We start from the raw sequence: 26,037 nt of genomic DNA on the forward strand, positions 1-26,037 counted from the left end.
GCAGCAGTGAGCCTCTGTTAACGCCGTCCGGGATTCGCCGCACAGCAGGTCCCGGTCCTCGGCTATGAATCCTAACTTCGGTCAGATTGCGTTGGTCGGCATCACCTGAGGAGATCGAGATGGCGAAAGACAAGGCTCCGGCGATCCAGGTCAAGAGCTATGCCTCGCATCATGTGATCACCCAGCCGAACCCGCTGAAGAAGGTGCTGCACAGAACCGACGAGAAGGATCTCGACGATCCGATCGCGCGCGCCGAAGCCGCGCTGGCCGGACTGTCCGGCGAGTTCAAGTCATGGATGGACACCGAGGCCGAGCGGCTGTCGAAGGGTTACGCGAGCGTGCTCAAGAGCGGCTTCGATGACGACGCGTGCGAGGAGATGTTCCGTGCCGCCCACGACATCAAGGGCGATGCCGCGACCTTCGGCTATCCGGCCGCCGCCGAGGTCGCCGACAGCCTGTGCCGGATCATCGAGCACGCGCCGGATCTCGAGAAGGTCCCCGCCGAGCTGTTCGAGCATCACGTCAACGCCATCCAGGCGATCGTGCACGATCATACGAAGTACCACAGCCCGACCGTCGCCGCCGAGCTGAGCCGTCGCCTGCGCCGCGTCGCCGACGACTATCTGGTCCAGGTCAACCGCAACCGGCCGGAGCATCTGGAGGCGATTTTGGCGCCAAGCTTGGTGCCGAGCGATCAGCCGTAGGCTTGCTGGCGACAGCACTATTTGTGCGGTTGCGCGGGCAATCCGGATATCGCTTCGCTCGTCCGAGCTACGGCACTATGGGCACATTCTCTCCGCTCGTCATTCCGGGGCGCGCGCAGCGCGAGCCCGGAATCCATAGCCACAGAACGATGTGTGGTACGAGATGGCAATGGCGCTTGCCTTCGCCAAACGACGGCTCGGGGTTATGGATTCCGGGCTCATCGCTGCGCGATGCCCCGGAATGACGTGGAGAGAGATAGGACGCTCTCTCACAACGGTGTCGCGGATCGACCGCGAGCCGCGGCTCACGCCGCGATCAGCCCGAACTCCACCCCCGCTACAAAGTCCTCCGCCATCACCTCGTCGCAGAATTCGCGGGCCTCGTCGCGGGCCGACTCGGTGGCGAACCGTCGCAGCAGGATCAACAGCGGCTCGGCGGCGTCGCGATCGGTGGCGCAATGCGTCAGCACGCGCTCGACCATCTTGCGGCGCAGGATCGCCGCTCCACTCAAAGTGTCCGCAAAGCCGTTCTCGCGGCAGACCTCCAGCGCGATGGCGAACGCATCGAAGGTGGTGTCGGGAATGCCCGCCTTGCGCAGCAGCCCCTGCAGGCTGGCGCGGCCGCGGTCGTTGAGCAGCGCGGACACCCTCGCCCGCGGCATCTCCGCGAGCTCCGAGAGCGCGATCTCGAACAATTCGACATTGCCTGAGAGCAGCGCGCGCAGGATCAGGCCCGCGGTGAGCTGCGAGGTGACACGCAGGTGCTCGACGAGGCCGCGCAGCTCCTCGCCGCGCGTGCGCGCCGCGATCGTGATGGTCGAGCGGTCGCGCGCCTCGCTGGTGATGCGCCCGGCCCGGTCGAGGCTGAGCCAGTTGCGGGCCACGACGAACTGCGCCAGCGTCTCCGACAGCTTGTCGACCAGTGCGGCGCGGGTGGCCGCCGGCAGATCGTCCAGCACCAGCATCGCTTCGCGGATGGCGGCGAGATGGCCATGCCGCTCGACGATGCGATCCCAGGAGAAGGGCGCGAGCTCGGCATAGGCGTTCTCGATCAGTTCGAGCGCTGCGGCCGCGCTGCCGACCTCGGCGATCGCGGCACAGACCGGCGCCGGCAAGCCGACACGGCGCGCGATCGCACATTGGGTTTCGGAATTGCCGGTCGCGACGATGTCGACGAGGTCGGCATCGATCAGGAGCGGCGAATGTTCGAGGATGACGACGGCGACCGAGGGCTGGTCGGTGGCCAGCGCCTGGACGATGGCGGCAGGCGCCTCGTCCGAGCGCGCGAACACCTCCGCCATGGCCTGCCGCACCAGCGGCGAGGGATCGTCGAGGAGCATAAGGAGCGCGCCTTCGGCGGCACCGCGGTCCTCATCGCTGAGATCCGACAGCAACCACGCCCGCGCGAGCGCCCTGGTGGCCTCGGCCCGCTCACCGGCGGGTGCGGTTCTGACCCAACTGAGAAACTGCCGAACGATCATGGTCTTTCCGGCTTACGCAACTTGCAAACAAGGCCACGGGGGGCCTCAACAACACCGAAAATAAACCACGACGCTTAACAAAGCGTTCACCATAAGTGGCTGGTTTTGTTGATGTTTTGTTAAGGCCGGGAGTTAATACAATATTAGGATACCGTTTTTGGCGACGTTTGCCGTAATCCGACGGGCCAAAACGACCGCCCACCCCCGCAAAAAAAATGATGATCGTAACCGGCCCGATCGCCAGCGACACGCCGCGCTGCGTAACCCGGATGAGCGGAGGCCTGCGCTCTCCGGGCGGGCGCGATCACTCATCTGGGTTACGAGAGGCTACGCGTCGGCAGTCAGCCGGAGAACGTGCCGTTGGGGTCGCTGAACAGGTCGAGGCGGCGCTGGCCACTGCCGCTGCCAGTATTGTTGCTGCCGGCGTCGGCAGAGTCGGCGCTGGCGACCGGCGAGCGGCCCCACAATTCGCGGACCGTCGGCGACACCGCCTGGCTCGACTGACCGTCGACCTGGAAAAGCGAGCGGAACATCGGATCGGCCGGCCGGCCCGCCGATGCGTCCGCCGTCGTCGCGGACGCGGCTTGGGCGCCGCGCGCATCCGGGAACATCGAGAGAAAGGTGGCGGTGTCGGTTGTCGGCAGCGCGCCGCCGCCGGCCGAGTTGGCCACCGCGACGTTCGGCGAGGAGCCACCATAGAGCGCGAGTGCCCCGCGGGTCGTCGAGGAGTTGGCAGCGCCGGCGTAGCGGGTGTTCAGCACCGAATAGACCTGGGAGACGCTGCGGGCCTGGCCGTCCCGATCATAGAAGATCGAGCGGTTGGCTACGGCTGCGTTGGGAAACATCTGCGCCGCGGACGCACTCGGGGTGTCCTGGGCGCTGGTGATCAGCTTCGCGGCTCCGCCGACGCCCATGAAGTGCGCCATGTAGAGTTCGGAATCGCTCGGCCGCCGGCCGATCTTGGCGGTCAGCTGGAAGCTGTTGGATTGGGTCAGCGCAGCGGCCATGGCCGACGACGCCTTGGGGTCGTCGCGCAGCTTCATGATCGCCTGCCGCATGCCGGGATCGCTGACCGTGTAGTCGCCGGACGACGTCCGCGTGATGGCGTCGGCGTATTGGCCGTAGCCGAGATCGGCGCCGGCTTCCTTCACCGTGCCGAGCCAGGTCTGGTCGATGAACTGATAGAGCCCGCGCGCCGACGACGTCGAGGCGCCCGCGGTCGGGTTGAAGTCCGACTCCATCTTCGCGGTCGACAGCAGATATTCGAAGCTGGCGCCGACGCTATCGGCCGCCTGCTTGATGGCGCCGGCCACCTTCGCCCGGACGCCGTCGAGCAGTCCCGCTGGTGAGGAATTGGATGCGTCGACCGACATGGGAAGACCCGCTGTTTGCAGATTCGCTGGCAGACGAACGCGCCGGAAACATCAGGCAAATTGCGGCGGGCATGGTTAATGGCTGGTTAATTCGCCGGCCCGACAAGGCCAATGAACGACCCGGACATTTGCGGATGCAGGTCGCTGGCCGACCTGCCCGCGCCGAGCTTCATATTCACGGCGCGACCCGGCTCCCGCGAACTGCCGCTCGATTTGCCGCCTATTTGCGATAGACCGCAGCCGGGTCGAACAGCCTGTCGGCATCGACGAACACGAGCCGTGCCCCGTCCCCGTCGGCGCTTTCAACCTTGCGATAGAAGCAGGAGTGACGGCCGGTGTGACAGGCCGCCCCGCGCTGCTCGACGCGCAGCCAGACCGCGTCCTGATCGCAATCCGTGCGCATCTCGACCACGCGCTGGGTCTGGCCCGAGCTCTCACCTTTCCGCCACAGCGCGTTGCGCGAGCGGCTGAAATACCAGGCCTCCCCGGTCGCGATGGTCCGGCGCAGCGCCTCGTCGTTCATGTGGGCGACCATCAGCACGTCGCCGCTGACCGCATCGGTGGTGACGCAGGTGACGAGGCCGGCGGCGTCGAACTTGGGCAGGAAGGCCAAGCCCTCCTCGCGCTCAACTGAGGATGCAGACACGAAATTCTCGCTAAGACCTTGGCAAGCCGGCGTTTGGCGCGCCTAACGCTGCGGCGAGCGCACCATCGAGAGGAAACGCCCCTGCTCGGCCGGATTGTCCCGGAACATGCCGGTGAAACGGCTGGTGAAGGTGACCGCGCCATGCTTGGCGACGCCGCGCACCGACATGCAGGTGTGCTCGGCCTCGATCATCACGGCGACGCCGCGCGGCTTCAGCACCTCGTCGATCGCGGCTGCGATCTGGGCGGTGAGATGCTCCTGGGTCTGCAGCCGGCGCGCGAAGATGTCGGTCAGGCGCGCGAGCTTGGACAGGCCCACGACGCGCTCGACCGGCGTATAGGCGATATGCGCGCGGCCGTAGAAGGGCATCATGTGATGCTCGCATTGCGACGTGAACTCGATATCGCGAATCAGCACGAAGTCGTCATAGCCGGCGGTTTCGCCGAAGGTCCGGTCCAGCACCTCAGCCGGGCACTGATGATAGCCTTGGAACAACTCGTCATAGGCCTCGACGACCCGGCGCGGGGTATCGACCAGGCCCTCGCGGGTGGGATCCTCGCCGATGTAATTCAGCAGCGTATAGACCGCGGCCTCAGCCTCGGCGCGCGACGGCCTAGGACGGTCGGCGCGCACGGCAGCAGCCAGAAACTCCGCCGGATCGAGCTCCGCCGGGCGCTCACCCGCCAGCTTGGCCTCGGATGACTTGCCATCGGGCGTGGTCCCGCGCAGCGTCTTGATCAAAGCGTCCATCTCAACTCCGTTCGACCGGTCGGTGGTCCGACCGGAGTGTCACCGGCAGAGCGTCACCCGCATAGAAGCATTTCCGACAGCCGAGACGCGAGCCGACTTGCGGTCTCGGGCCGGACGGCTGTGGATGTGGCTGGAATTCCTGCCAATCGTTTCCATATAGTCGCAATATAGGGCGATGAAACCCGGCCGCCAAGGCCGACCCGCCGGTAATTCCGGCGGCAGTTCCTGGACGTCAGGCACATGCTGAACGACATCTACAACAAGCGCATCATCGAGCTCGCCGGCAACATTCCGCGCCTCGGACGGCTGGAGCATCCGGACGCGACCGCCACCGCCCATTCCAAGCTGTGCGGCTCCACCGTGAAGGTCGATCTCAAGATGGACGGTCCCGTGGTGACCGATTTCGCCCATGACGTGAAGGCCTGCGCCCTCGGCCAGGCCTCCTCCTCGATCATGGCCCGCCATGTGATCGGCTCCAGTGCCGCCGAGCTGCGCGAGATCAGGGACACCGTCCGCCGCATGCTGAAGGAAAATGGTTCTCCTCCGGAAGGCAAATGGGCCGATATCGCCCTGCTCGAGCCGGTCCGGGACTACAAGGCCCGCCACGCCTCGACGATGCTGACCTTCGACGCCGTCGTCGATGCCATCGGCCAGATAGAGGCCAAAGCCGGCGTCAAGGCCGAGGCCGCGCCGGGCTGAGCCCGAGACGCCAGCAGGGCCTGACGACTCTCTCCACCCGTCATTCCGGGGCGCGCGCAGAGCGAGCCCGGAATCCATAGTCACAGGCCGATATGTGGTGCGAGATCGCCGTGGCCCTCGTCTTCGTCTCACGACCGTTCGGGGTTATGGATTCCGGGCTCAGCCCTGCGGGCTGCCCCGGAATGACGATGTGGAGAGAGCGGGCCTCGGATTGATGGACACAGACCCGTAGCCTGAATGAGCGAGAGGCCTGCGCCCGCAAGGGCGAAGGCCGAAAGCCATATCCGGGTTTCTCCGAGACAGCACGTGAGACGCCAGATGTCGCTATCGCCTGCGCGCGTGCCGTGCGTTGGCTGTCGGTCATCCGCGAGACGGCGGCGGCTTTGTGGCCGCGGCCTATTGCTGCGGCGGGGTCGCCGCCACGGTGGCCGGGGGCAAGGCTTCGGCGGTGCGCGAGAGCGGCTTTTCGAACGACACCGAGAAGCGGTCCTGCTGCTTGGTCTGGCCCGGCTCCGTCCGCTTGGGCGCCAGTTCGGCCACGGCCGGCGTCGTGCCCTTCGGCGGCAGCACGTCGGCCAGCAGCTCGGTGGTCATGACGTTGGTCAGGCGCAGCTCCGTCCGCGACAGTTCGTGCAGATCTTCCCACGGCGGCACGTTGAGGGCGAGAAGCAGCAGGTCGCCGGCGCCGCCCATGTCGAAGGTGTATTTGGCCAGACGCCCGATGTCGCGCTCGACGATCATCAGGTCCTGCGCCGAGTAGCTCGCCGCCTTGGCGTCGTCGGCACGGTCGCCCATCCAGATCTGGTGGACGCGGACATGCGCGGTGTCGGGAACATAGCGCGTGGTGCCGGCCAGCAGCAGGAACACGCACATCGACTCGCAGTAAGCCTCAGGCACGATGCGCGGCCGCTCGTTCGCCCGGCTCGGACGCTGCGTCTGGCCGACGGTGGTGCGCATCTTCAGGGCGCGGAGGCGGCGGCCGAGCGTGATGGCATCGTTGACGGAGCCGCCGCTGGAGTCGAGCACGACCGTCGTGCCGGTCAGGTCACGATCCCGGGCGAACTCCTCGAAATCCTTCGGGCTGTCGCCGGTGACGATGCCGACTGCGCTGACCCAGCCACAATTCGGCTCGCAGGCCACCCAGCTGAATCGCATCGGGAGCTTGCGCTCCTCGAGCGCGCTGCCGGCGCGCGCGGAGTTAGACATCAGGGAAACCGTGCCCCCGAGCACCGCACCCAGCGCCGCAACACCGAGAAGCATCCAGCGCAATCCACGCGACCGCAGCAATCTCACGCGCACTCCGTTCCCCCCCGTCAAGCTCGGTATGCCGTCCCTCGTCGTCCTCGCCGTCAGGCCTGACAAATCAGCCTCAAATCCGTTATGAGTCTGTCACATCATTGTCTGGAATCGTATCCGGGCAATCCCCGACCGTCCAGGTGCGCCGCATCGCAGCGTTGCTGAAAACCGGCCATTGTTGCATCACATCATCACACGAGCACGCGAGCCCGGGTTTCCTGCCGAGGAACCGCTCACACTGCGCACATCAGTCCGGCAAAGCGCCCATGAAGCACTCATGCTCTGATCCGAACTGCCAATCTGCGCACAACCGGTCAGTGCTGCTGTCGCAGATGCCGCGACACGCAGCCCGCTCGCTCATCTGGCTCTACCGTCACACCCTCTCGCCGCTGGTCGGCTATAATTGCCGGCATCTGCCGACCTGCTCCGTCTATGCCGACGAGGCCATTGCCCGTTACGGACTCTGGGCGGGCGGATGGATGACGCTCGCCCGGCTGCTGCGCTGCCAGCCATTCGGCACCTCGGGCATCGACAATGTCCCTATCGATCTTCCGCCGCGCGCGCGCTGGTATCTGCCGTGGCGCTATGCGCGCTGGCGCGGCGTCAACGGTCCCGGCTGATTGCAACGCAACAGAGCGGACCGCGCATCGCTTGATTTGAAACAAATCCAACTAGCAAAATCTCACAGTAGGATTACGTTTCAAGGTGGCGTCGGTCTCTTGCCGAGGGAACGTCGCCCTGCAGTCTTGCATTGATGTTGAAGCTTCCTGGGAAGGGAGAAGCAGCGATGCGCTGGACGATCAATCCGAGATCGCGCCGATCACGCACCGGCGTCACCCACGATCACGATGATGGCACTCACGTTGCCCATGACGCACGGCAAGTCGACCTGCTCTGCATCATCGCACTGCTGATCGTCATCGTCGGCGCGTGGCGCTACCTGGCCGACACCACCACCATGCCCCCGACGACGACATCCTACATCGTGCCGAGCCAGACCGTGCATTGGTGACAGGCACAGGCTAAGCGAACACCTTGGTGGGCAAAGACGCAGCCGCGCGATCTCCATGATCAATCACTGTAGCGCACGCCCAATATCATGCTGATGCGTTCGCTGAGGCACGCTGCATCCCCATGGCTAGCGGCCGCCTTGCCCACGGGAAAAGCTCACCATCGCGGAAAGAAAAAGAAGTCGTCGCGGCGCGGGGGCGGCGGATAGTTCGGAATCGGCTCGGGCGGCCGCGGAGCACGCCGCACGCGCGGCGGCTGATCGCTCGTTTCCGCCGGCCCCGTGGCTTCGGCCGAAATCGTCGCGTCGGCCGAGGGTGACCTCACCGCCAGCAAAACGTTGGATTCTCGCGTCCGCCAGCGATAGCCGATGCCGAACTCCAGCGGCTGGGCGCGCTCGAACAGTCTCGCGTAGCTGGCCTGGTACATGTCCGGGAACTTGTCGATCGGCCCGGCATAGCGCCCGAACGGGAAGAAGCGCCACGCCCTCGCATCGTAGCTCGCCAGCGGAATGCCGGAATCGTCCTGGATCATCGTCGCACTGTTCCGGAGCAGCCAGCTGCGCACCCGGGAGAAGAAGCTTTCGTGCAGCAGGTAGGACGCGCTTTTCAGCAGGCTGTTGCCCGGGGCCAGCGGCTCGCAGAATTTGAGGAAGCCGCTGGCCTTCGCGCCGGTGTCGGACAGATCGGTTGAAAAGTAGTAGAGTGTCTTTTCGACCCCGTCGCTGCCGGCGAACACGATGCGCGCGCCCTTGGTGGCGTTGCGGGCCGGCGGCTCGTTCGCCTCATGCACGGCCCCGGTCTCGTCCAGCCAGATCAGGCTCGCTCCACGGATGGTCTTGCCGGTCCGCGCGAGAAACACGTAGAGGATCGGCAGCGTTCCCTCGATCTCGCCGTCGCGCAGATCGGCCTTCATGTTCTTGGTGATGAAGAACGAGAAGCTCAGGATCGACTGCAGCGAACGCTCGACATAGGACAGCGCCGGACCGATGCTGCCGCGCGGCAATCTGCTGAGGTCGGGGATAGGCCCGGTCGGCTCGAGCGCAGCCATCACATAGGTCGTGGCCTTCGGGTAAAAGGCGTCGGCGTAGAGGAAGTCCGGTCCGGAGAAGAAATAGAACATCGTGGGCCGCGGCGCCGCGACGTTGGCGTCCGCCCAGGTCCTGATCTTCGACAGCTGTCGCTGTTCGAGCTGGTTGAACGCGGAATCGAAGAAGGCCGCGTGCCGCCGCCACGCGGGATCCTCTGTCAGCGCAGACAGCGGCGAGCCTGCCGCCGGTGCCAGGCCCGCCAGCACGTGCGCCGTGTCGTCCGGCGTCACGGTCTGGGCCCTGACGTCACAACTCATCAGGGCGACGAGGCACGCAACCACAAACCACAATCTCGACACCAGCGGCATTTCAATCTGAACCCGATATGGCCGTTGCGGCGGTCCGGCGCGACCGCCCGTGAGCGAGCCAATAGATGAGCAATCCCGACACCATCGCCACTGCGCCGAGCCCGGCCTGCCAGGGCCGCGCCGTGACAAGATAGAACATCATGAAGCCGGTCACGCTGAGGAAGATCAATGGTGTGAGCGGATAGCCCCAGGCACGGTAGGGTCGCTTGAGATCGGGCATGGCGATGCGCAGCCGGAACAGACCGACCACGGTCAGAAACGAGCATGACAGCAACGCGAACTGGACCAGATCGAGCACCGCCTCGAAGCTCCCTGTGAACAGCATCAAGGTCGCCACCGTGAGCTGGAACAGCACGGCGTAGGCTGGGGCACCGTTGCGCGACCGGCGGGCAAACACCGAGAGTGCTGGAATGTCCTCGCCCATCGTCATCAGCACGCGCGGACCGATCCACATCATCGCGGCGATCGAGGGAACCAGTCCGATGCAGATCATCGCCGCCACGAAGCGTCCACCGGTCTCGCCGAAGATGTGCGCGCCGGCGATGCTGGCCACCTGTAGTTGGCCCGCCAGTTCGCCCATCGGCGCGGCCCTCAGGAACACCGCGTTGAGTGCCATGTACAGCACGAGCACGATCAGCGTGCCCGCGAGCAGCGCGCGTGGCAGATTTCGCTCCGGCGTATGCAGCTCGCCGATGATGTAGGTCGCCGCATTCCAGCCGGAGAACGCGTACATCACGAACACGAGGCCGGTCGCGAACGCTGCGCTGCCGATGTAGCCGACATCGGCTGCGGCAGGCATGAACCTCACCGCTTGCGGGACTGAGAGGGTGCAGCCGGCGACCAGGAAGGCGACGATCAGGCCGAGCTTCAGCAGCGTGGAGATCAGCTGGAAGCGGCTCGATTGCCTGATGCCGCCGAGTTGCACGGCCGTCACCAGCCAGACGGCTCCGATGGCGAGCAGCATCGGCGGTGCACCGGGCAGCACAGCACGGCCATACTCACCGAACGCCATCGCCGCCAGCGCCACCGGGGCCGCGAAGCCGACGGTGGATGATACCCAGCCGGCCATGAAGCCGATCGCCGGATGGAACGCTCGCGTCAGGAAATTGTATTCGCCGCTCGAGCGCGGAAACATGGCGCCGAGCTCGGCATAGGACAGCGCACCGCAGATCGAGACGAGACCGCCGACCGCCCACAGCGCGAGGATCGCAAACCCCGAGGGCAGGTCCTTGACCTGAAAGCCTAGGCTGGTGAACACGCCGACCCCGATCATGTCGGCGATCACGATCGCAATGGCGACCGGCAGGGACACGGACGGGATCGCGGCGCCGCTCGTCCGGCCCGCGCGAGTCCTGTCGTCTGCCTCGGATGCAGCCATCTCGTTGAGGGGCGCGTGACGCCCGTTCCCTGCGCTTCAGGCCCATGTTCCGGCCAGAGCATTCAATCATAGTTAACGCGTGCTAAATAAGGCCCGTGTTCGATGGTAATATAAAACCTATTTGATGCATTCCGCCGCCCTGAGCGTTGCATCGACCGGAGATGGGTCCCACAATCGCGCCACGATCGCGTGATGTGTCCCCTGCTGCGCCGGATTTCACCGGGGACCATCCTTAACGTGACCTCAACGGCGGCGGCGCAGATTGATGGAAGCCGATTGTTGTGGTGGGCCCTCGCAACGGCCCTTGCTCGTCTTGGGGACGTATGATCGGGACCGGTCCGAGATCGTCGAGGTGTGATCGCGCAGGCCTGCGGGCATGTTTGCGGCTGCAGGCGTTCCGGCCGGCGCATAGAGCTGGAGCCACGGCCCGTGGCATCGCTGCTGCCGCGCTTGCTCTCTCCTTGGCGCAATGCGGCCAGGCGCCGGACCCGGCGGCGCTGGCTGCGAACGCCACGCCGACGCAGGAGCTGACATTCGACGAGCGCTTCCCGGCCGCGGAGTTCAGCGACCGCTTTCCTTCTGCGCGCGAAAGCTTCGAGCTGCGCACGCCGGCCAATTTCGCGTCGAAGCCGCCGGCCTCTCAGGTCGCAGCGCTGGAGCCGCAAGCTCCGGCCCGGCAGCAGCGCGAGAATCTCACGACACTCGTCAGCATGACATCGTCGGCATTCCCTTATTTCGGCAACAATCCGGCCTCCGACGCGCCCTTCCTCAACGTCTCAAGCGGCGAGCGCCGCGGCCATCGCAGCTTCTCGGGCCGCGTCTATTGGCAGGACCAGACCTACAATGACAGCCGCGTCCTGGTGCACGTGCCCGAGCAGTTCGACGCACGCAAGCCCGGCGTGATCGTGGTCTTCTTCCACGGCAACGGTGCCACCTTGGAGCGCGATGTGCGCGACCGGCAGCTGGTGCCGCAACAGATCACCGGATCTGGCGTCAACGCCGTGCTGCTGGCGCCACAGATGGCGGTGGACGCCGCCGATTCGAGCGCCGGCAAGTTCTGGCAGCCCGGCGGCTTCAAGCGCTTCATGGATGAGGCCGCCGTCAATCTCGCCCACCTGACCGGCGATCCCGCGAGCGCGAAGGCCTTTGCCGGCATGCCGATCGTGATCGTCGGCTACAGCGGCGGGTTCCTCCCGACCGCGTGGAGCCTCGAGGTCGGCGGCATCAGCGACCGCGTGCGCGGCGTCGTGCTGCTCGATGCGGTCTACGGCCAGCTCGACAAATTCGCCAACTGGATCGAGCGCAACCGCTCCGGCTTTTTCGTGAGCTCCTATACGCGCTACACCGCGCACCATGATCAGGAGCTGATGGCGATGCTGCGCAGCCGCGGCATCGAGGTCTCCGACGACATCCAGCAACCGCTGCGTCCGGGCAGCGTCGTCTTCGTCGCGACCGAGGACGGCATCAGCCACCGTGATTACGTGACCCAGGCCTGGACCCGCCATCCGATCAAGGACGTGCTGACCAAGATGGCGGCCGCCCAGCCGCCGGTCCGAATTGCCGCCGGCGTCTCCGGTTCATCGAGCCGCTGAGGTGATCAGCTCTTCGGCAGCTTCGGCATGTTTTCGACGAAGCCGTTGAAGCAGGCGAGCCGCTCGTCCTGTTCCTTGGTGAACTTGCAGTCGGCGACGGCCTTCGCCTTCATCGCCTTGGGCTTGGCTGCCGGCGGAATGACCGCATCGTAGCAGTCCAGCCGCTCCTTGCTGCCGTCCTCGATCTCCAGGCAGGCCTGGAGCTTGGCGCCCATCGATTGCGGCTTGGCCGGCGCGGCGGCGGCCGTCTTCATCCCCTTCGGCTTGACCTGCACCAGCGGGCGGTCTCCGACCATCGGCGTGCCGCTCTGGGCCAGCGCAGAGGTGCAAACCAGCGCCGCGGCAAGGCTCAACATCGTCTTTTTCATGCCATGTCTCTCTCATCCAACCGTGGGCCCGGGAGTTCGTCCCCGTCGTGACCGCGCCTGCGACTGGCGCTATCTCCGCCCTACAGCCTCCCACCACAGCGGCTTTAATCCGGTCCGACCGGTTTTGCCAAGCGCCAAGCCGCTGTTTGCAGTGGACCTCAGGCGAGCGCCGCGACCGGCGCCCGCGGCCGGCTCGCCAGGATCGCGAGCAGCGCCAGCATGACGAACCCCATTGCGACGTAGCCGGTTGCGCCGAGAGAGCCCCGCGCGAACAGGCTGCCGCCCACCGCGGAACCGACCGCCTGGCCGATATAGAGCACGGAGGTGTTGAGCGACACCGAGGCTGCGGCCAGCGGCGGCGCAGCCGCGACCAGACGGACCTGCTGCATCGAATTGGTCGACGCGAACCCGAGTCCCCAGATCGCGACCGCTGCCGCCATCGCGGCGTAGACACCGGCGCCGATCGTCCAGAGTGCGATCCCCGCGAACAGCAGGCAGGTGAACAGCAAGGAGGTGCGATAGGGCCCCCAGCCGTCGACGATGCGGGTGGCGATGACGACGCCGACGAAGCCGCAGGCGCCATAGATCGCGAACACCAGCCCCACCGCATTGGCGTCCGCGCCGGTCAGCTTGGCCAACAACGGCCCCATGAAGGTGAAGATCACGAACTGCCCCGACATCTGCAGCGCCGTGATCAGCAGCAGGAGCACCACCGTGCGGTTGCGGCCGAGCTCGCTCCAGGTCTTCAGCGCGACCGGCGCGCCCTTCAAGCCCGACGGCAGGCGCCACGCCAGCAACAGCAGGCTGACCGCGCCGGCGGCGCCGACGGCGACATAGGCGGTCCGCCAGCCGGCATGGCTGCCGATGAAGGTGATCAGCGGCAGCCCGACGGCGGCGGCCAGCGACCAGCCGAGGAACACATAGGCGATGGTGCTGCCGCGTTTCTCGACCGGACTGATCAGCGCGGCCGTTCCCGCGGCCTGCGGCGTATAGAGCGCGCCGACGGCGAGCATCACCAGCCGGATCGCGAGCAGGCTCGCATAGTCAGGCGCTACGGCAGACGCAAGATTGCCGCATGCGAGCACCAGCAACGTTGCCGCAAGCAGATGGCGGCGGTCGAAGCGGCTGGTCAGCCAGGCGGTCAGGGGCGAGCAGATGCACAGGACGACGGCGCCGAAGGTGATCAGCAGCCCGGCGGTATGGACTTCGATGGACAGGCCTGCGGCGAGCTCGGGCAGCATGCCCGCGGGCGCCAGCACCGTGCAGCCGGTGACGATGTTGCCGAGCATCAGCGCGGTCGCGGCGAAGCGAGGTGCGGTGTGGATGGGAGGCGTCTGAGCGGATGTCATCGCCGTTCATTAGCAGAGATTTTCATGCACTTGCATGAAAATCTCTCATGCCGCGCATGACATCCCATCCCCCTGCCCGTCAGCGCACCGGCTGCGCCGACGCCTGTGGCGACGGATTGTTGGTCCACGGCACCGGAGTTCCGGACGGATAGACCACGGCCTTCGAGGGCGGACAGCTCTCCGTCAGCTTCTTCAGAACATTCTGCAGACCATCGCTGCCAACCGGAAAGGTCGCGACGGCCGGCCGCACGGCATTCAGCGGCGCATCGCTGAGATCGGCCGATGGCGCCGCCGCCAGCGTCCGCATCTGGACGCCGTTGAGAAACACGCCCCAGGTCTCGCGCTCGCCCGTACGGCGCGGCGGCGACAGGAAGCTGAGCTTGAGATCTCCGCTCGCGATCGAAAGCGCATTGATCCCGATAGCAGGCACCGCGTTGCGCTCGACGTCGAGCTCGAATCGGTCCTGGTCGAAGCAGACGAGCTGAAACCGCGTGGTCCGGAATGCGGTTTCGCCGTCCTTGCGCGTCAGGATGGTCTTGTAGGCGATGCCGCGATTGGCAGCCTCGAACATCCAGGGGCTCTCGACGCGGTCGCGCCGATCGAGCGCGAAGCGCACGATCTCCTCGCGTGTCAGGATGCGCATGCTCTCGAACGGCACCGACCGCGCCGCCGTCAGCAGGCCGGCGTCAGCGCCGAGCTTGTTGATGTAGTCGAGCACCATCTTGTCGGCCCGCTCCATCGCCCGCTGCAGCGCCTGCACCCGCATCTCGCGCGTCGGCACCCCGCCGGTGAAGTTCAGGATGACGCGCGGCGAATGCACCGCGAGCGTCACGTCCGGAGCGAGTTCGCGGTTGGGCGCGCCGATGATGATGTACGGGCAGGCCGAGTTGCACATCGCTCCGCGCGTCCAGATCTCGCCATGCAACTCGCGGCCGGACAGCTTGAGCCTGGTGCAGACGTCGCCCTCCTGGGACTCGAAGCCGCATTCGCGCACCGTGGTGCGCCCGACCCGCACCGCGGCCTTCTTTTCGCGCAGCCAGTTGCCCATCGCCAGCGCCTGCTCGAGATTGCCGCCCGGCGAGTTGAAATAGATCGGCAGCTTGCGGTCGCCGATCTGCTTCATGAATTTGCGCAGGCGCGCCGCCGCGCCGCCATCGATCTTGCCCTCGGCCGCGATCCAGCTGTCGCAGCCCGGACCGCAGGAATCGGGTGCACCCTTGACCAGTGCAAAGGCGATCGGCGCGGAGTTGTCGGGGATCCGCGGCGAGGCCGCGGGCTTCGCAGCCGGCTTGGTTTCTGCCCCCGGCTTGACGAAAGCCGGCTTTTCCGCAGCCGGCTTCGCCTGGGTTGCGGATCTCTGGAGCAATGCCGGCAGCATCGCCGGTTTCGGCGAGGCCGCCGGTTTGCTCGTCAGCGGCTTGCTCATCGGCGGCTTGGTGGTCGCCGGCGCCGCGGCAAACGACGACGAGCCCATCAGCGCCGCCGCAAGCAGCACGGCCGCGAGCTGTCTGCCGCCACGCCGAATCCCAAAGGCAAGCGGCGTCTCCCCAAAAGACACCATCGTCACGCGTCCCCACGCCCAAAACACTTGAAGTTGTATCATACCGGCCTGCTGCGGCAATGTCCGCACCGCAACAGTCGATCCCAAACGGCCGGTTTTCCCGTGCCCGACCCGGTTGCAGCCTCCAATTCCCCTGCTATACCCCTTGCTCCCGCTTACCTGCGCTCGTTCGCAGGAGTGAGCTCAAGGAGAGATCCATGCCTGATTCAAAACTGCCTGATTCCAAATCCCCCGATTCCAAATCCGAACACGCCAAGGCCGGCTTCCAGTACAGCCTCAGCAACCTGAAGCCCGCCGCACCGGTCGATAAGGTCACGATCAGCTTCCCCGACGGCGCCAAGCGCGAATATCCCAGGGGCACCACCGGCTTCGACATCGCCAAGGGCATCTCGCCCTCGCTCGCCAAGCGCACGGTCGCGATGGCGCTGAACGGCGACCTCGCCGACCTCAACGACCCGATCGACGAGGATGCCAAGCTCGAGCTCGTCGACCGCGACGATCCGCGGGCGCTGGAATTGATCCGGCACGACTGCGCGCATGTGCTGGCCGAAGCCGTGCAGGCGCTGTGGCCGGGCACCCAGGTCACGATCGGACCGGTGATCGAAAACGGCTTCTATTACGACTTCTTCCGCAACGAGCCGTTCACCCCGGAGGATTTCGCGGCGATCGAGAAGAAGATGCGCGAGATCATCGGCCGCGACAAGCCCTTCACCAAGGAGGTGTGGGACCGCGAGAAGACCAAGCAGGTGTTCCGCGACAAGGGCGAGGCCTTCAAGGTCGAGCTGGTCGACGCCATTCCGGGCGAGGAGCCGATCAAGATCTACTACCAGGGCGACTGGTTCGACCTCTGCCGCGGCCCGCACATGACCTCGACGGGCAAGATCGGCAACGCCTTCAAGCTGATGAAGGTGGCGGGCGCCTATTGGCGCGGCGATTCCAACAACCCGATGCTGACCCGCATCTACGGCACCGCGTTCGCCAAGCAGGAGCAGCTCGACGCCTATCTGAAGCAGATCGAGGAGGCCGAAAAGCGCGACCACCGCAAGCTCGGCCGCGAGCTCGACCTGTTTCATTTCCAGGAGGAAGGCCCCGGTGTCGTGTTCTGGCACGCCAAGGGCTGGAGCATCTTCCAGGCCCTGATCGCCTACATGCGCCGGCGTCTTGCCGGTGACTATGACGAGGTCAACGCGCCGCAGATCCTCGACAAGTCGCTGTGGGAGACCTCCGGCCATTGGGGCTGGTACCGCGAGAACATGTTCGCGGCGCAGTCCGCCGGCGACGAGGCCGAGGACAAGCGCTGGTTCGCGCTGAAGCCGATGAACTGCCCCGGTCACGTGCAGATCTTCAAGCACGGCCTGAAGAGCTACCGCGATCTGCCGCTGCGGCTCGCCGAATTCGGCGTGGTGCATCGCTACGAGGCCTCGGGCGCGATGCACGGCTTGATGCGCGTGCGCGGCTTCACCCAGGACGACGCGCATGTGTTCTGCACCGAGGACCAGCTCGCCGACGAGTGCCTGAAGATCAACGACCTGATCCTGTCGACCTATTCGGATTTCGGCTTCGAGGGCGAGCTGACGGTCAAGCTCTCGACCCGGCCGGACAAGCGCGTCGGCACCGACGAGATGTGGGATCACGCCGAGCGCGTGATGGCCACCGTGCTGAACGAGATCAAGGCGCAGAGCAACCACGTCCGCACCGAGATCAATCCGGGCGAAGGCGCGTTCTACGGGCCGAAGTTCGAATATGTGCTGCGCGACGCCATCGGCCGCGACTGGCAGTGCGGCACCACGCAGGTCGACTTCAACCTGCCGGAGCGGTTCGGCGCGTTCTACATCGACGCCGACGGCGCCAAGAAGGCCCCGGTGATGGTCCATCGCGCCATCTGCGGCTCGATGGAGCGATTCATCGGCATCCTGATCGAGCACTATGCCGGCAGCTTCCCGCTGTGGCTGGCGCCGACGCAGGTCGTCGTCACCACGATCACCTCCGAAGGCGACGAATACGCCAAGCAGGTGCTGGCGGCGCTGCGGCGGGCGGGCTTGCGGGCCGAGATCGATCTGCGCAACGAGAAGATCAACTACAAGGTCCGCGAGCACTCGCTGCAGAAGATCCCGGCGCTGCTCGTCGTCGGCAAGAAGGAGGCCGAGACGCATTCGGTCTCCGTCCGAAGGCTCGGCCGCGATGGCCAGACCGTGATGCCGACCGCGGAAGCCATCGCCGCTTTGGTTGACGAGGCGACCCCGCCCGACGTGCGGCGGCGCCAGCGCGAGGCGGCCTGACGACGTAACCCGGATGAGCGGAGGCCTGCGCCCACAAGGGCGCAGGCGACAGCGACGTGCGAGGCCAGCCACGCATTCTCCGTCATTGCTAGCACGGGGGGAGCTTGCTCCCGAGCGAGGGAGAGCCCGTCGTTGGTAGGGTGGGCAAAGGCGCGCTCCACCTGCATCTCGGCTGGCACAGCGCCATCGCGCGCCGTGCCCACCGCCCTCACCCACCCGCGCCGGTGGTGGGCACGCGCCGCCTGACGGCGTCGCTTTGCCCACCCTCCTGGTCCGGGCCCTCGTCACGCCGACAGGCTGGCCACGGTTCCGGAGGCTCGCGCCTCCCTGCCCGCCGCCTGCAGCGCCACTTCGGCGCATTCGGCCATGTAGAGGAACATCGTCGCGAGCATCCGCTCGATGGCCTCGCGTCCCCGCGGCAGGATGGTGAGCGCGTCGTTGCCGGCGCCGCCGCGGACGAGCAGCCCCTGCTCCTCGGCGTCCCGCAGCAGCGTCAGCACGTGCTTGCGCGAGACCGAAAAGCGCGTCGCCAGCGCGTTGATGGAGAGCGGCACGGGACCATCGGGCGGGAACGGCTGGTCCGCCCCCCCGCCCTGGGCGAGGCTGAACAGGATCACCATGCCGGCGGTGCGCTCGGCAAACGGCCCGAGCTCCGGCGCGCCATCGAGCACACGCAGGCCGGCGATGAAGCGGCGGCCGAGCTCGAGCACGAAGGTCTTGACGAAGGCAGGGTCGCTCAGCGCGGCCCGATAGGCCACAGCTGCGGGGATCACCGCGCTCATCGCGTCGAATTGCACGCCCCAGCGATCGCGGTGCAGCGCGGTCAGCCTGTCGGTCGGCACCAGCGGACGACGACGACGGTCGAGATGCGGCGCCGAGGCCACGAAGCCCGCCGCGCGCATCAAGGCCAGCATCGCCTCGCAGCGGCCGCCGCTGCACAAATCGAGCCTGGCGCACATCTCCTTCATCGCGCCGACGGTGAGCCCAAGCTCGCCGTCGCGCTCCCCGGCGAAATGCAGGTACAGCGCGACATGCGGAAACAGCGCCCGCGCCCGGTCGCTGAGCAGCGCATTCAGGATGCGGTCGCCGCGATAGAGCCTGACGGCGGCCTCGGTCGAGGCGCGCATCGCCTGGGCGAAGCCTAGCTGGCCGCGCAGACGGATGACGGCGTCGGGTGAAGGTGTCAGCGCGGTCATCGGTAGGTCGGATCTTGCACGTCGAGCAGCCCCCGTGGATCTCTCGACATTATGTTTTTACCGGCTTGCCAAAGGTTCGACAATTCGCAGCCGATATCGCGGTTCGGACAGATAGCCGCAGCGGTCGGGCCATCTGCCCATCGCCATGCGCGAAGCCAGGGGCTGGAACCCGCAATGGCTGCAGCATCGGCGCCGGCCGCACGATCTGCAAGGCGGTAGAACCGATCAAAACGCCGTGGCGTGGCCTCGTTGCAGGCCGGCCCGCATGCTATCTCTCGCGCGAACAACCAACGAGATCCAACGACGTGCCTGACGCCCTTGAACTCCTGAAGACCCGCCGCTCCGTGAAGCCGCGCGAGATGAGCGGTCCCGGCCCCTCGGCCGCCGAGCTCGACACCATCCTGACCATCGGCGCCCGAGTGCCCGACCATGGCAAGCTCGCGCCCTGGCGCTTCATCGTGTTCGAGGGCGAGGGCCGCCGCCGCGCCGGCGAGGTCATCGCCGCCGTGTTCGCCAAGACGCACCCCCAGGCGACCGCGGCCGAGCTCGAGGTGGAGAAGAACCGCTTCATGGAGGCGCCGCTGGTGATCGGCCTCGTCAGCTTCACCAAGCCGCATCCGAAGGTGCCCGCCTACGAGCAGGAGCTCTCGGCCGGCGCAAGCGCGATGAACATCCTGACGGCGGCGACCGCGCTCGGCTACGGCGGCTGCTGGCTGTCCGGCTGGTTCATGTTCGACCGCGACGTGATGGACGGTCTGGGACTGAAGCCGGAGGAGAAGCTGGCGGGTCTCATTCATATCGGCAAGCCGACCAAGCCGAGCGAGGACCGCCCGCGTCCGGCGCTCGCGGATATCGTGACGCGCTTCTGATCGCCACAACTTCCGCCGTCGTCCCGGCGAACGCCGGGACCCATAACCACCGGCGGGTGTGGTGACAGACTCTGGGTCGGCACCGCCCTTCACCACATCGCCCTGTGGCTATGGGTCCCGGATCGGCGCGTGCCTGCGGCACGCTTGTCCGGGACGACATTTGTGGGTGTGGCAACCATCATCCCGTCACGCCGCCTTCGACGCTCTCGCGCCGAACCGCGCCAGGAGACCCGCGATCTCCGACGCCGGCCTTGCGGCGCTGAACAGAAAACCCTGGACCTGGTTGCAGCCTTCGGCGCGCAGCCAGTCGAGCTGGTCGGAGGTCTCGACGCCCTCCGCGGTCGTGGTGATATTGAGGCTGCGGCCAAGCCCTGCGATGGCGCGGACGATGGCGACGCAGTCGGAGCGCTGCGCAAGATCCTTCACGAAGGAGCGGTCGATCTTGATCTTGTCGAACGGGAAGCTGCGGAGATAGCTGAGGCTGGAATAGCCGGTACCGAAATCATCCATCGAGATGCGGATGCCGAGCCCGCGCAGCTGGTGCAGGGTCGCGAGATTGGCCTCGGTCTCGGCGAGCAGGATCGACTCGGTGATCTCCAGCTCGAGCCGCTCCGGCGCGAGCCCCGACTGCGCCAGCGCCTGCATCACGACCTGCACCAGGTTGCGGCTGCGGAACTGCACGGGCGAGAGATTCACCGCGACCTTGATGCCGTCGGGCCAGCCGGCGGCTTCACGACACGCCTCGCGCAACACCCATTCGCCGAGCGGCACGATCAGGCCGATGTCCTCCGCCACAGGAATGAACTCGGCCGGCGAGATCATGCCCTTGTCGGGATGGCGCCAGCGCAGCAGGCATTCGAAGCCGGAGATGGTGTTGGTCGCGACATCGACCAGCGGCTGATAGTGCAGCTCGAAATCGCCTTCGGCAAAGGCGTGACGCAGGTCGTGCTCCATGTCGCGGCGCTTCTGCGCCTGGCGGTCCATCTCCTTCTCGAAGAAGCGATGCACGCCGCCGCCTTCCTCTTTGGCGCGGTACAGCGCCATGTCGGCATTCTTCATCAGCTCCTCGCTGGTCGCGCCGTCGGACGGCGCAAGCGCAATTCCGATCGACGCGCCGATCACGAGCTCATGTCCCTCGATCTCGTAGGGCGCGCTCAACGCCTGGATCAGCTTCGCCGCGACATCGCTGGCCTCGTTGAGCGACGGCCCGTCGGCGAGGATGACCGCGAATTCGTCACCGCCGAGCCGCGCCGCCAGATTGCCGCCCTGCACCCGCTCCCTGAGCCGGTCGGCCACCGCCTGCAGCAGGCGGTCGCCCATGGGATGACCGAGCGAGTCGTTGACGTTCTTGAACAGATCGAGATCGACGCACAGCACGGCGATCGATCGGGCGCCGGCCGCGCCAGGCTGCAGCGCCTGCCGCAGGCGCTCCTGATACAATTCGCGATTGGGCAGATTGGTCAGGCCGTCATGATGCGCCATGTGCGCGATCCGGGCTTCGACCTTGCGGCGCTCGGTGATGTCGACGATGGCGACGAGGAAACCGTCGCGTCCCTCGTAGGAGATCCGGCGGCCATAGGCCAGCACGTCGATCAGCGCGCGGTCGGCGGTGGCGTGCCGCCACTCGCGATGGAAATCGTCCCGCGCCGTCAGTCGCGCCATCGCGTCGTCGAGATCGGCCGTTTCACTCTCGGGCCAGAGATCCCAGATGGTCATGCCGAGCAGCCGATCGCGCTCATAGCCATAATGCTCGGCAGCGGCGGCGTTGACCTTCATGATGCGGCCGGTCTCCGTATCGAAGATGCCCATCGGCAGCGGGTTGGTGTCGAACAACAGGCGGAACGACGCCTCGCGGCGCTTGAGCGCGGTGACATCGGACACGGTCAGCGAGACGATGTCGCCGAACGCATGCACGCCGAGCCGCAGATTGCGATCGTCGCAATCGAGCTCGAACTGATCGCGGCTGCCATGCGTCACCACGGCGAACAACCGTGCCAGCACGTCGGCGCTGCCGAGCATCGTCCCGCCCTGCCTCAACCGACGCCATTGCAGCTCGGCCGGCGAAAGCTTCAGGAGCGCCGCCGCGGACTGATTGTGATGAACGACCTGGAAATCACAGGCCACGCCGGCGCTGTCACGAATGGTGGCGAGCGAGACGACGCCGTCCTCGGTGGTGGAGAAGATCGAATCGAGCAGATTGTACTGCGCGGCGCGCTCGTTGATGTAGGTGCCGACCAGCGTCCGGCCCCAGCGCGAGCTGGTCGGCAGCGCCAGCACGTCGTAGGTGCGCACCATGCCGTCACGCACGCAATAGGCCGTCGACAGATGCGGCTTGCAGCTCGTCACGGCGCAGATCGCGGCTTCCGTCAGCACCGTCGCGCAGTCCGGCGACACGGACTCGACCGGAATGTCCCAGCCGTCGTCCTGCAGCCATTGCTGGACGTAGCGGCCGCTGCGGGTGATTTCGAGCCGGTCGTCCTCCTCCCGCAGCAGCGCGACGTGGTCGGCAAGACGGCCGAGGCTTCCCAGCATCACGTCTTCGTAGCGGGGCAGACTCTGGCCGGGCTGCAACGCCGCGTGCCATTTGCGCTTGAGCACCGGGATGTCCTCGAACAGATCATTGCTGACCGTCGGGGACGTCTTCTTCTTCGCGGCACTCATCGCATCGTACTCAATCGCCAGCTGCTCGGAGCGGTACTCCATGCAGATTTGTTTTTAACGGGCTGTAAATCCAGATTGGCCATGCAACGCGCGCCGCGACTATGACGGTTCAAAGTCGTCCCATGGTTATCGCGCATTAGACACTATGACAGCCGCTTCACCTCTACAGCCGCCGAGAACAGACATCCTCCGCTCGCTGCGATGAGCAGCGACAACCAGACGTGACTGCGTGATCTCGCGGCGTGATATCGCCCGAGTGATGCATCCCACTGCCCCCATGATGTGAGGGCGCAAGGAGGACCGGACCTCGACTGAGGCCCGTGGCCCGCCTGCGAAAATAAATGCAGGCGGCAGGTACCACAGGTTCAGCCGGAAATCCGGCCCTCCCTGCGCGATGGCTTTAACGGCTGCTTCGCGTTCTCCCTGGTGCGCCGGGCTTTCTGGCCACCATCCCCCGCACGACGCGCGAGCGTCGCTACGAGGTTGATATCAGCTTCGGGATATCAGGACCGCGCGACTTGACCGTGCGTGACAGATCGTTCGTCGGCGCGAGCAACCCGCGCTGCAATCCACCACGCCCACCGCTCCCCGCCCCGCGTGCCGTGACGACCGCGATACGCCCCTCATCCCGGGACGGGATGCGCGGAAAGATCGGCCTGATTTGCCCGACGGCGCAAGAACTAATAAGTGCGACAAAGTAACCCGACGGGCAGACGTGACCAGGACTTGGCTGATTCCAGCGCCGGCAAGTCCCCCGAGCGCCTGGCCCGCACGTGACCAACGCGCACGTCCACAGTGCCTGCGAAAGTCTCGTACCTCGCCGTGCAGATTTCGTGCTATCAGCTTTGGGGCGTGGAAACGACGCTGTACACATGCGCATGCGGTGACAAAAGTCACTCCGTCGTCGCCGGGTGCATCGCTGGCACGGAGCAAGGAAGAAGGACATGCGGGGCAAGATCGTTCTATTGGCAATGTGCTTGGGCGCAGCAGACGCGCAGGCTGTAGACTACCGCTGGACGCAGGGCTTTGCGCAGGGGACGGTCGAGGCGATCATCGAGAACGCGCGTGGATCGAACCTCAACATCTACTGTCCAAGTGGGCAGGAGGACCACACGCCAGGCATGTTCGTCACAGGAACCGGGCTGAATCCGCCAGTTGGCGAGCGCGTGACGGCGCAGGTCATTGTCGATGGGAAAAACTACGCGTTTGACCTCGATGAGCAGCAGTTTAAGGCAGGGTCGCGTCTTGGCCTGCAGGATTTCCAGGCGCTGGTCTCGGCGCTCGCCGCGAGCCGTGCGCGTTCGTTCACGATCGAGTTTCCCAAATACGGCCTGGTAGAGACCTTCTCGCTTGCCGGTGCTGCCAAGGCGCTGGGCAAGGGCAAGACCTCGATACTCAAGGGCTGCGTGCCGTAGCCTCAAACGCCGGAGCCATTCGCAAAGATGGAGGGCGGGCAAAGGCGCTGCCGTGCCCCATCCACGCGCGAGATCGATATGGCGCCGTGCCCACCGTTTTCGCGATGAGGGCGCGGCTGCATGGTGGGCACGCTGCCGCCTTCGGCGGCCGCTTTGCACACCCTCCTCCCTACGCAAACCGCCGGGCGTGCACGACGTGTGGTCCTGCCTCGCTCGCGCTACAACGATCGGGCGCGCCGAGATAGCGGCCGATGATTCCGGTCAGGCCGACGTCCTCGATCTCGTCGAAGCCGCATGTACGCAGTTCGCGGCCAAGATCCGATGGATCGAAACGGCTCAGCCAGGGTTCGCCGATGGCGGCGGTGCGCGCGGCGAGCGCTTCGACATTGGCGCGGCGCGCCGGCGCGTAGTTGTCGAGCGGCTCGGTGTAGTCGAACACGACCTCCGCACCGGGCAGACTGGCGATGAACGTCAGCACCGCCAGGATCGCCTCGCGCCTGAGATAGGGCACGACCCCGAGCCAGGTGAAGAAGGCAGGCTCGTCCAGCCGGAAGCCGGCCGCCGCCAGCGCATCGCCGAGACGCTGCTGCTCGAAATCGACCGGCACGAAGGTGAGCGAAGCGGGCAAAGTGAGACCGGCCGCGGCGATACGCTCCCGTTTCCAGGACTGCGTGGCCGGATGGTCGGCCTCGAACACGCGCACCCCATGAGCTTCGTGCGGATTGCGCAGGCTGAACGTATCGAGGCCGGCGCCGATGATCGCGGCCTGACGGACGCCGCGCGCCACAGCCTTGGCCAGCGCATCCTCGGCGAACCGGCTGCGCGCGGCGATGAACCGCCTGAGCTGCTGCCTGGTTACGTCCGCTGTCGCGGCCGCGATGAGCGTGTCGGCATCGTCGCCGAGCAGCACGCGGGCCAGCGGATCGGCAAAGATGCTGGCGCCGTCGACGGTCTGATGCGCCGCGCGGAGGATGGCGGCTCCGAGTGCGGTGCGGCTGGGCTGTCCCATCTGCATGACGATTGTCCCTCTCCCACACCGAGGCATCCGGTTGCGCAAGGTTGCGGGATAGCGCATAATTCTAACACTGTAAAGATTGAACGGGATTTGGGCACATGGCAAGGCCGGCCAAGACGCCGCGCAAGACCTATCATCATGGCGACCTGCGCAACGCGCTGCTGACGGCGGCGCGCGAGGTGCTGGAGGAGCGCGGGCCGTCGTTCCTCGGGTTGCGCGAGATCTCACGCCGCGTCGGCGTCTCAGCGCCGTCGGCCTATCATCATTTTCCTAGCCGCGACGCCATCGCGCTCGGCCTCGCCGAGCAGGGCGCGGCAGAGCTCGCCGCATGCCTTGCCGCGGCGCCGCCAAACCCGGGCGGCTCGCTCCTGACCTATGGCGAGGCCTATATCGCCTTCGTGCGCGCCAATCCTGCGCTCTACCGGCTGATGTTCGGCGAGGGTTTTCCGGCCGTGTCAGAGCACAGCGCAGCGATCCGCGCCTTGCGGACGCGCAGCTACGAGATCATGAAGGCGAGCCTCGAGTCCCGGCTGACGGCCGCGGAGCTGCCGATTGCCGGCTTGTTCCTGTGGGCGCTCGTGCACGGCCTCGGTCTGCTGCTCATCGACCGCCAGATCGTTCGCGATGACGACCTGAACGACGTCATTCGCAGGGTGCTGACGCTGGCCGGGACCGGCCTCATGCGTGGTCCGGGACGGCACGACGGAAAATGAGCCCGCCGCCGTTACGACGGAGACCTCCGTTCCGCCTGGGGCGTTCGAGACAGGGCCCCTTCTCGCACAAGGCATCCACTCGCGGTCCCAGATCGATGGTGGGCACGCTGCCGCCTGACGGCAGCTGCTTTGCCTGCCCTACGCTCCTGCAACAAAGTCATCCGACGGGGCAGATGCGACACGAATAGGCCGCCATGTGGCACGGCCGCCTCGACCGTCACTGCTGTCGTCCCGGCCTCGAGCCGGGACCCATAACCACCGGCCGCCGTGGTGAAGCGCGTTCCCG

23 protein-coding genes are annotated in these 26,037 nt (G+C 66.3%); 9 read left to right on the plus strand and 14 right to left on the minus strand.

Features of this window, described 5'->3' with window-relative positions; genetic code table 11:
• The first annotated feature begins 119 nt into the window (after positions 1-119).
• Positions 120-704, plus strand: coding sequence for an Hpt domain-containing protein (locus QQL87_RS13655; RefSeq protein WP_284419232.1), 585 nt, complete (start codon positions 120-122; stop codon positions 702-704).
• Positions 705-1,009: 305 nt separating this feature from the next.
• Here QQL87_RS13655 and QQL87_RS13660 read toward each other — a convergent pair whose 3' ends face one another.
• From QQL87_RS13660 to folE, 5 genes are all read right to left on the minus strand, one after another.
• Positions 1,010-2,185 (minus strand): DUF2336 domain-containing protein, encoded by a 1,176-nt coding sequence (locus QQL87_RS13660; protein ID WP_284419231.1) that lies wholly within the window; start codon positions 2,183-2,185, stop codon positions 1,010-1,012.
• The gene (locus tag QQL87_RS13665) at positions 2,136-2,435 is read right to left on the minus strand and encodes a hypothetical protein (protein WP_284419230.1); all 300 of its coding nucleotides are present in this window, start codon (positions 2,433-2,435) and stop codon (positions 2,136-2,138) included. Before QQL87_RS13665 ends, QQL87_RS13660 begins: the two co-directional genes overlap by 50 nt.
• Positions 2,436-2,526: 91 nt before the next feature.
• The gene (locus QQL87_RS13670) at positions 2,527-3,558 is read right to left on the minus strand and encodes a lytic transglycosylase domain-containing protein (RefSeq protein WP_284419228.1); all 1,032 of its coding nucleotides are present in this window, start codon (positions 3,556-3,558) and stop codon (positions 2,527-2,529) included.
• Positions 3,559-3,778: 220 nt separating this feature from the next.
• Positions 3,779-4,204, minus strand: coding sequence for a phosphoribosyl-AMP cyclohydrolase (gene hisI, locus QQL87_RS13675; RefSeq protein WP_284419227.1), 426 nt, complete (start codon positions 4,202-4,204; stop codon positions 3,779-3,781).
• A 42-nt stretch (positions 4,205-4,246) separates the two neighbouring features.
• Positions 4,247-4,954 (minus strand): GTP cyclohydrolase I FolE, encoded by a 708-nt coding sequence (folE, locus tag QQL87_RS13680; protein WP_284419226.1) that lies wholly within the window; start codon positions 4,952-4,954, stop codon positions 4,247-4,249.
• Between the two features lie 240 nt (positions 4,955-5,194).
• On the opposite strand from folE, the gene QQL87_RS13685 reads away from it, so the two are divergent.
• Positions 5,195-5,653, plus strand: a complete 459-nt coding sequence (locus QQL87_RS13685) for an iron-sulfur cluster assembly scaffold protein (protein WP_284419224.1) — start codon at positions 5,195-5,197, stop codon at positions 5,651-5,653.
• Between the two features lie 396 nt (positions 5,654-6,049).
• On the opposite strand, the gene QQL87_RS13690 is transcribed toward QQL87_RS13685, so the two are convergent.
• Positions 6,050-6,952 carry a COG3904 family protein gene (locus QQL87_RS13690; protein ID WP_284419223.1) on the minus strand — a complete coding sequence of 301 codons (903 nt, stop codon included), beginning with the start codon at positions 6,950-6,952 and terminating at the stop codon, positions 6,050-6,052.
• Between the two features lie 263 nt (positions 6,953-7,215).
• Here QQL87_RS13690 and yidD point away from each other — a divergent pair, with 263 nt between their 5' ends.
• On the plus strand, positions 7,216-7,569 hold the full coding sequence (gene yidD / locus QQL87_RS13695) for a membrane protein insertion efficiency factor YidD (protein WP_502871168.1): 354 nt from the start codon (positions 7,216-7,218) through the stop codon (positions 7,567-7,569).
• A 167-nt stretch (positions 7,570-7,736) separates the two neighbouring features.
• Positions 7,737-7,961 (plus strand): hypothetical protein, encoded by a 225-nt coding sequence (locus QQL87_RS13700; RefSeq protein ID WP_284419220.1) that lies wholly within the window; start codon positions 7,737-7,739, stop codon positions 7,959-7,961.
• A gap of 155 nt (positions 7,962-8,116) precedes the next feature.
• Here the strand turns inward: QQL87_RS13700 and QQL87_RS13705 are convergent, their stop codons facing one another.
• Together QQL87_RS13705 and QQL87_RS13710 are read right to left on the minus strand one after the other, a co-directional pair.
• A complete protein-coding gene (locus tag QQL87_RS13705) occupies positions 8,117-9,355 on the minus strand; it encodes a hypothetical protein (protein WP_284419219.1) in 1,239 nt (412 codons plus the stop codon).
• Between the two features lies 1 nt (position 9,356).
• Complete coding sequence (locus QQL87_RS13710; RefSeq protein WP_284419218.1) at positions 9,357-10,733, minus strand: APC family permease; 1,377 nt, start codon at positions 10,731-10,733, stop codon at positions 9,357-9,359.
• A 461-nt stretch (positions 10,734-11,194) separates the two neighbouring features.
• On the opposite strand from QQL87_RS13710, the gene QQL87_RS13715 reads away from it, so the two are divergent.
• Positions 11,195-12,325: an alpha/beta hydrolase gene (locus QQL87_RS13715; RefSeq protein ID WP_502871169.1), complete on the plus strand. Its 1,131-nt coding sequence runs from the start codon at positions 11,195-11,197 to the stop codon at positions 12,323-12,325.
• Between the two features lie 5 nt (positions 12,326-12,330).
• On the opposite strand, the gene QQL87_RS13720 is transcribed toward QQL87_RS13715, so the two are convergent.
• The 3 genes from QQL87_RS13720 to QQL87_RS13730 all read right to left on the minus strand — a co-directional run bounded on the left by QQL87_RS13720 (position 12,331) and on the right by QQL87_RS13730 (position 15,603).
• Complete coding sequence (locus QQL87_RS13720) at positions 12,331-12,693, minus strand: hypothetical protein (RefSeq protein WP_284419216.1); 363 nt, start codon at positions 12,691-12,693, stop codon at positions 12,331-12,333.
• 158 nt (positions 12,694-12,851) lie between these two features.
• Complete coding sequence (locus tag QQL87_RS13725) at positions 12,852-14,042, minus strand: MFS transporter (RefSeq protein ID WP_284419214.1); 1,191 nt, start codon at positions 14,040-14,042, stop codon at positions 12,852-12,854.
• A gap of 79 nt (positions 14,043-14,121) precedes the next feature.
• Positions 14,122-15,603, minus strand: a complete 1,482-nt coding sequence (locus QQL87_RS13730) for a hypothetical protein (RefSeq protein ID WP_284419213.1) — start codon at positions 15,601-15,603, stop codon at positions 14,122-14,124.
• A 197-nt stretch (positions 15,604-15,800) separates the two neighbouring features.
• On the opposite strand from QQL87_RS13730, the gene thrS reads away from it, so the two are divergent.
• Positions 15,801-17,882: a threonine--tRNA ligase gene (thrS, locus tag QQL87_RS13735; RefSeq protein WP_284419211.1), complete on the plus strand. Its 2,082-nt coding sequence runs from the start codon at positions 15,801-15,803 to the stop codon at positions 17,880-17,882.
• A 284-nt stretch (positions 17,883-18,166) separates the two neighbouring features.
• On the opposite strand, the gene QQL87_RS13740 is transcribed toward thrS, so the two are convergent.
• Complete coding sequence (locus QQL87_RS13740) at positions 18,167-19,078, minus strand: hypothetical protein (RefSeq protein WP_284419210.1); 912 nt, start codon at positions 19,076-19,078, stop codon at positions 18,167-18,169.
• A gap of 305 nt (positions 19,079-19,383) precedes the next feature.
• Between QQL87_RS13740 and QQL87_RS13745 the strand changes: the two genes are divergently transcribed.
• Positions 19,384-19,947 (plus strand): nitroreductase family protein, encoded by a 564-nt coding sequence (locus tag QQL87_RS13745; protein WP_284419209.1) that lies wholly within the window; start codon positions 19,384-19,386, stop codon positions 19,945-19,947.
• Positions 19,948-20,133: 186 nt separating this feature from the next.
• Here QQL87_RS13745 and QQL87_RS13750 read toward each other — a convergent pair whose 3' ends face one another.
• On the minus strand, positions 20,134-22,650 hold the full coding sequence (locus QQL87_RS13750) for a putative bifunctional diguanylate cyclase/phosphodiesterase (protein ID WP_284419208.1): 2,517 nt from the start codon (positions 22,648-22,650) through the stop codon (positions 20,134-20,136).
• A gap of 902 nt (positions 22,651-23,552) precedes the next feature.
• Here QQL87_RS13750 and QQL87_RS13755 point away from each other — a divergent pair.
• Positions 23,553-24,023, plus strand: coding sequence for a YfjT/YkfB family phage-associated protein (locus QQL87_RS13755; RefSeq protein ID WP_284419207.1), 471 nt, complete (start codon positions 23,553-23,555; stop codon positions 24,021-24,023).
• Positions 24,024-24,192: 169 nt separating this feature from the next.
• Here QQL87_RS13755 and QQL87_RS13760 read toward each other — a convergent pair whose 3' ends face one another.
• On the minus strand, positions 24,193-25,038 hold the full coding sequence (locus QQL87_RS13760) for a class I SAM-dependent methyltransferase (RefSeq protein WP_284419206.1): 846 nt from the start codon (positions 25,036-25,038) through the stop codon (positions 24,193-24,195).
• A gap of 98 nt (positions 25,039-25,136) precedes the next feature.
• Here QQL87_RS13760 and QQL87_RS13765 point away from each other — a divergent pair, with 98 nt between their 5' ends.
• Entirely contained in the window at positions 25,137-25,751 is a 615-nt protein-coding gene (locus QQL87_RS13765) for a TetR/AcrR family transcriptional regulator (RefSeq protein WP_284419204.1), read from the plus strand.
• The last annotated feature ends 286 nt before the right edge of the window (positions 25,752-26,037 follow it).

The sequence above is a fragment of the Bradyrhizobium sp. SSBR45G genome, assembly GCF_030159255.1.
In the GTDB taxonomy this organism is placed as follows: domain Bacteria; phylum Pseudomonadota; class Alphaproteobacteria; order Rhizobiales; family Xanthobacteraceae; genus Bradyrhizobium.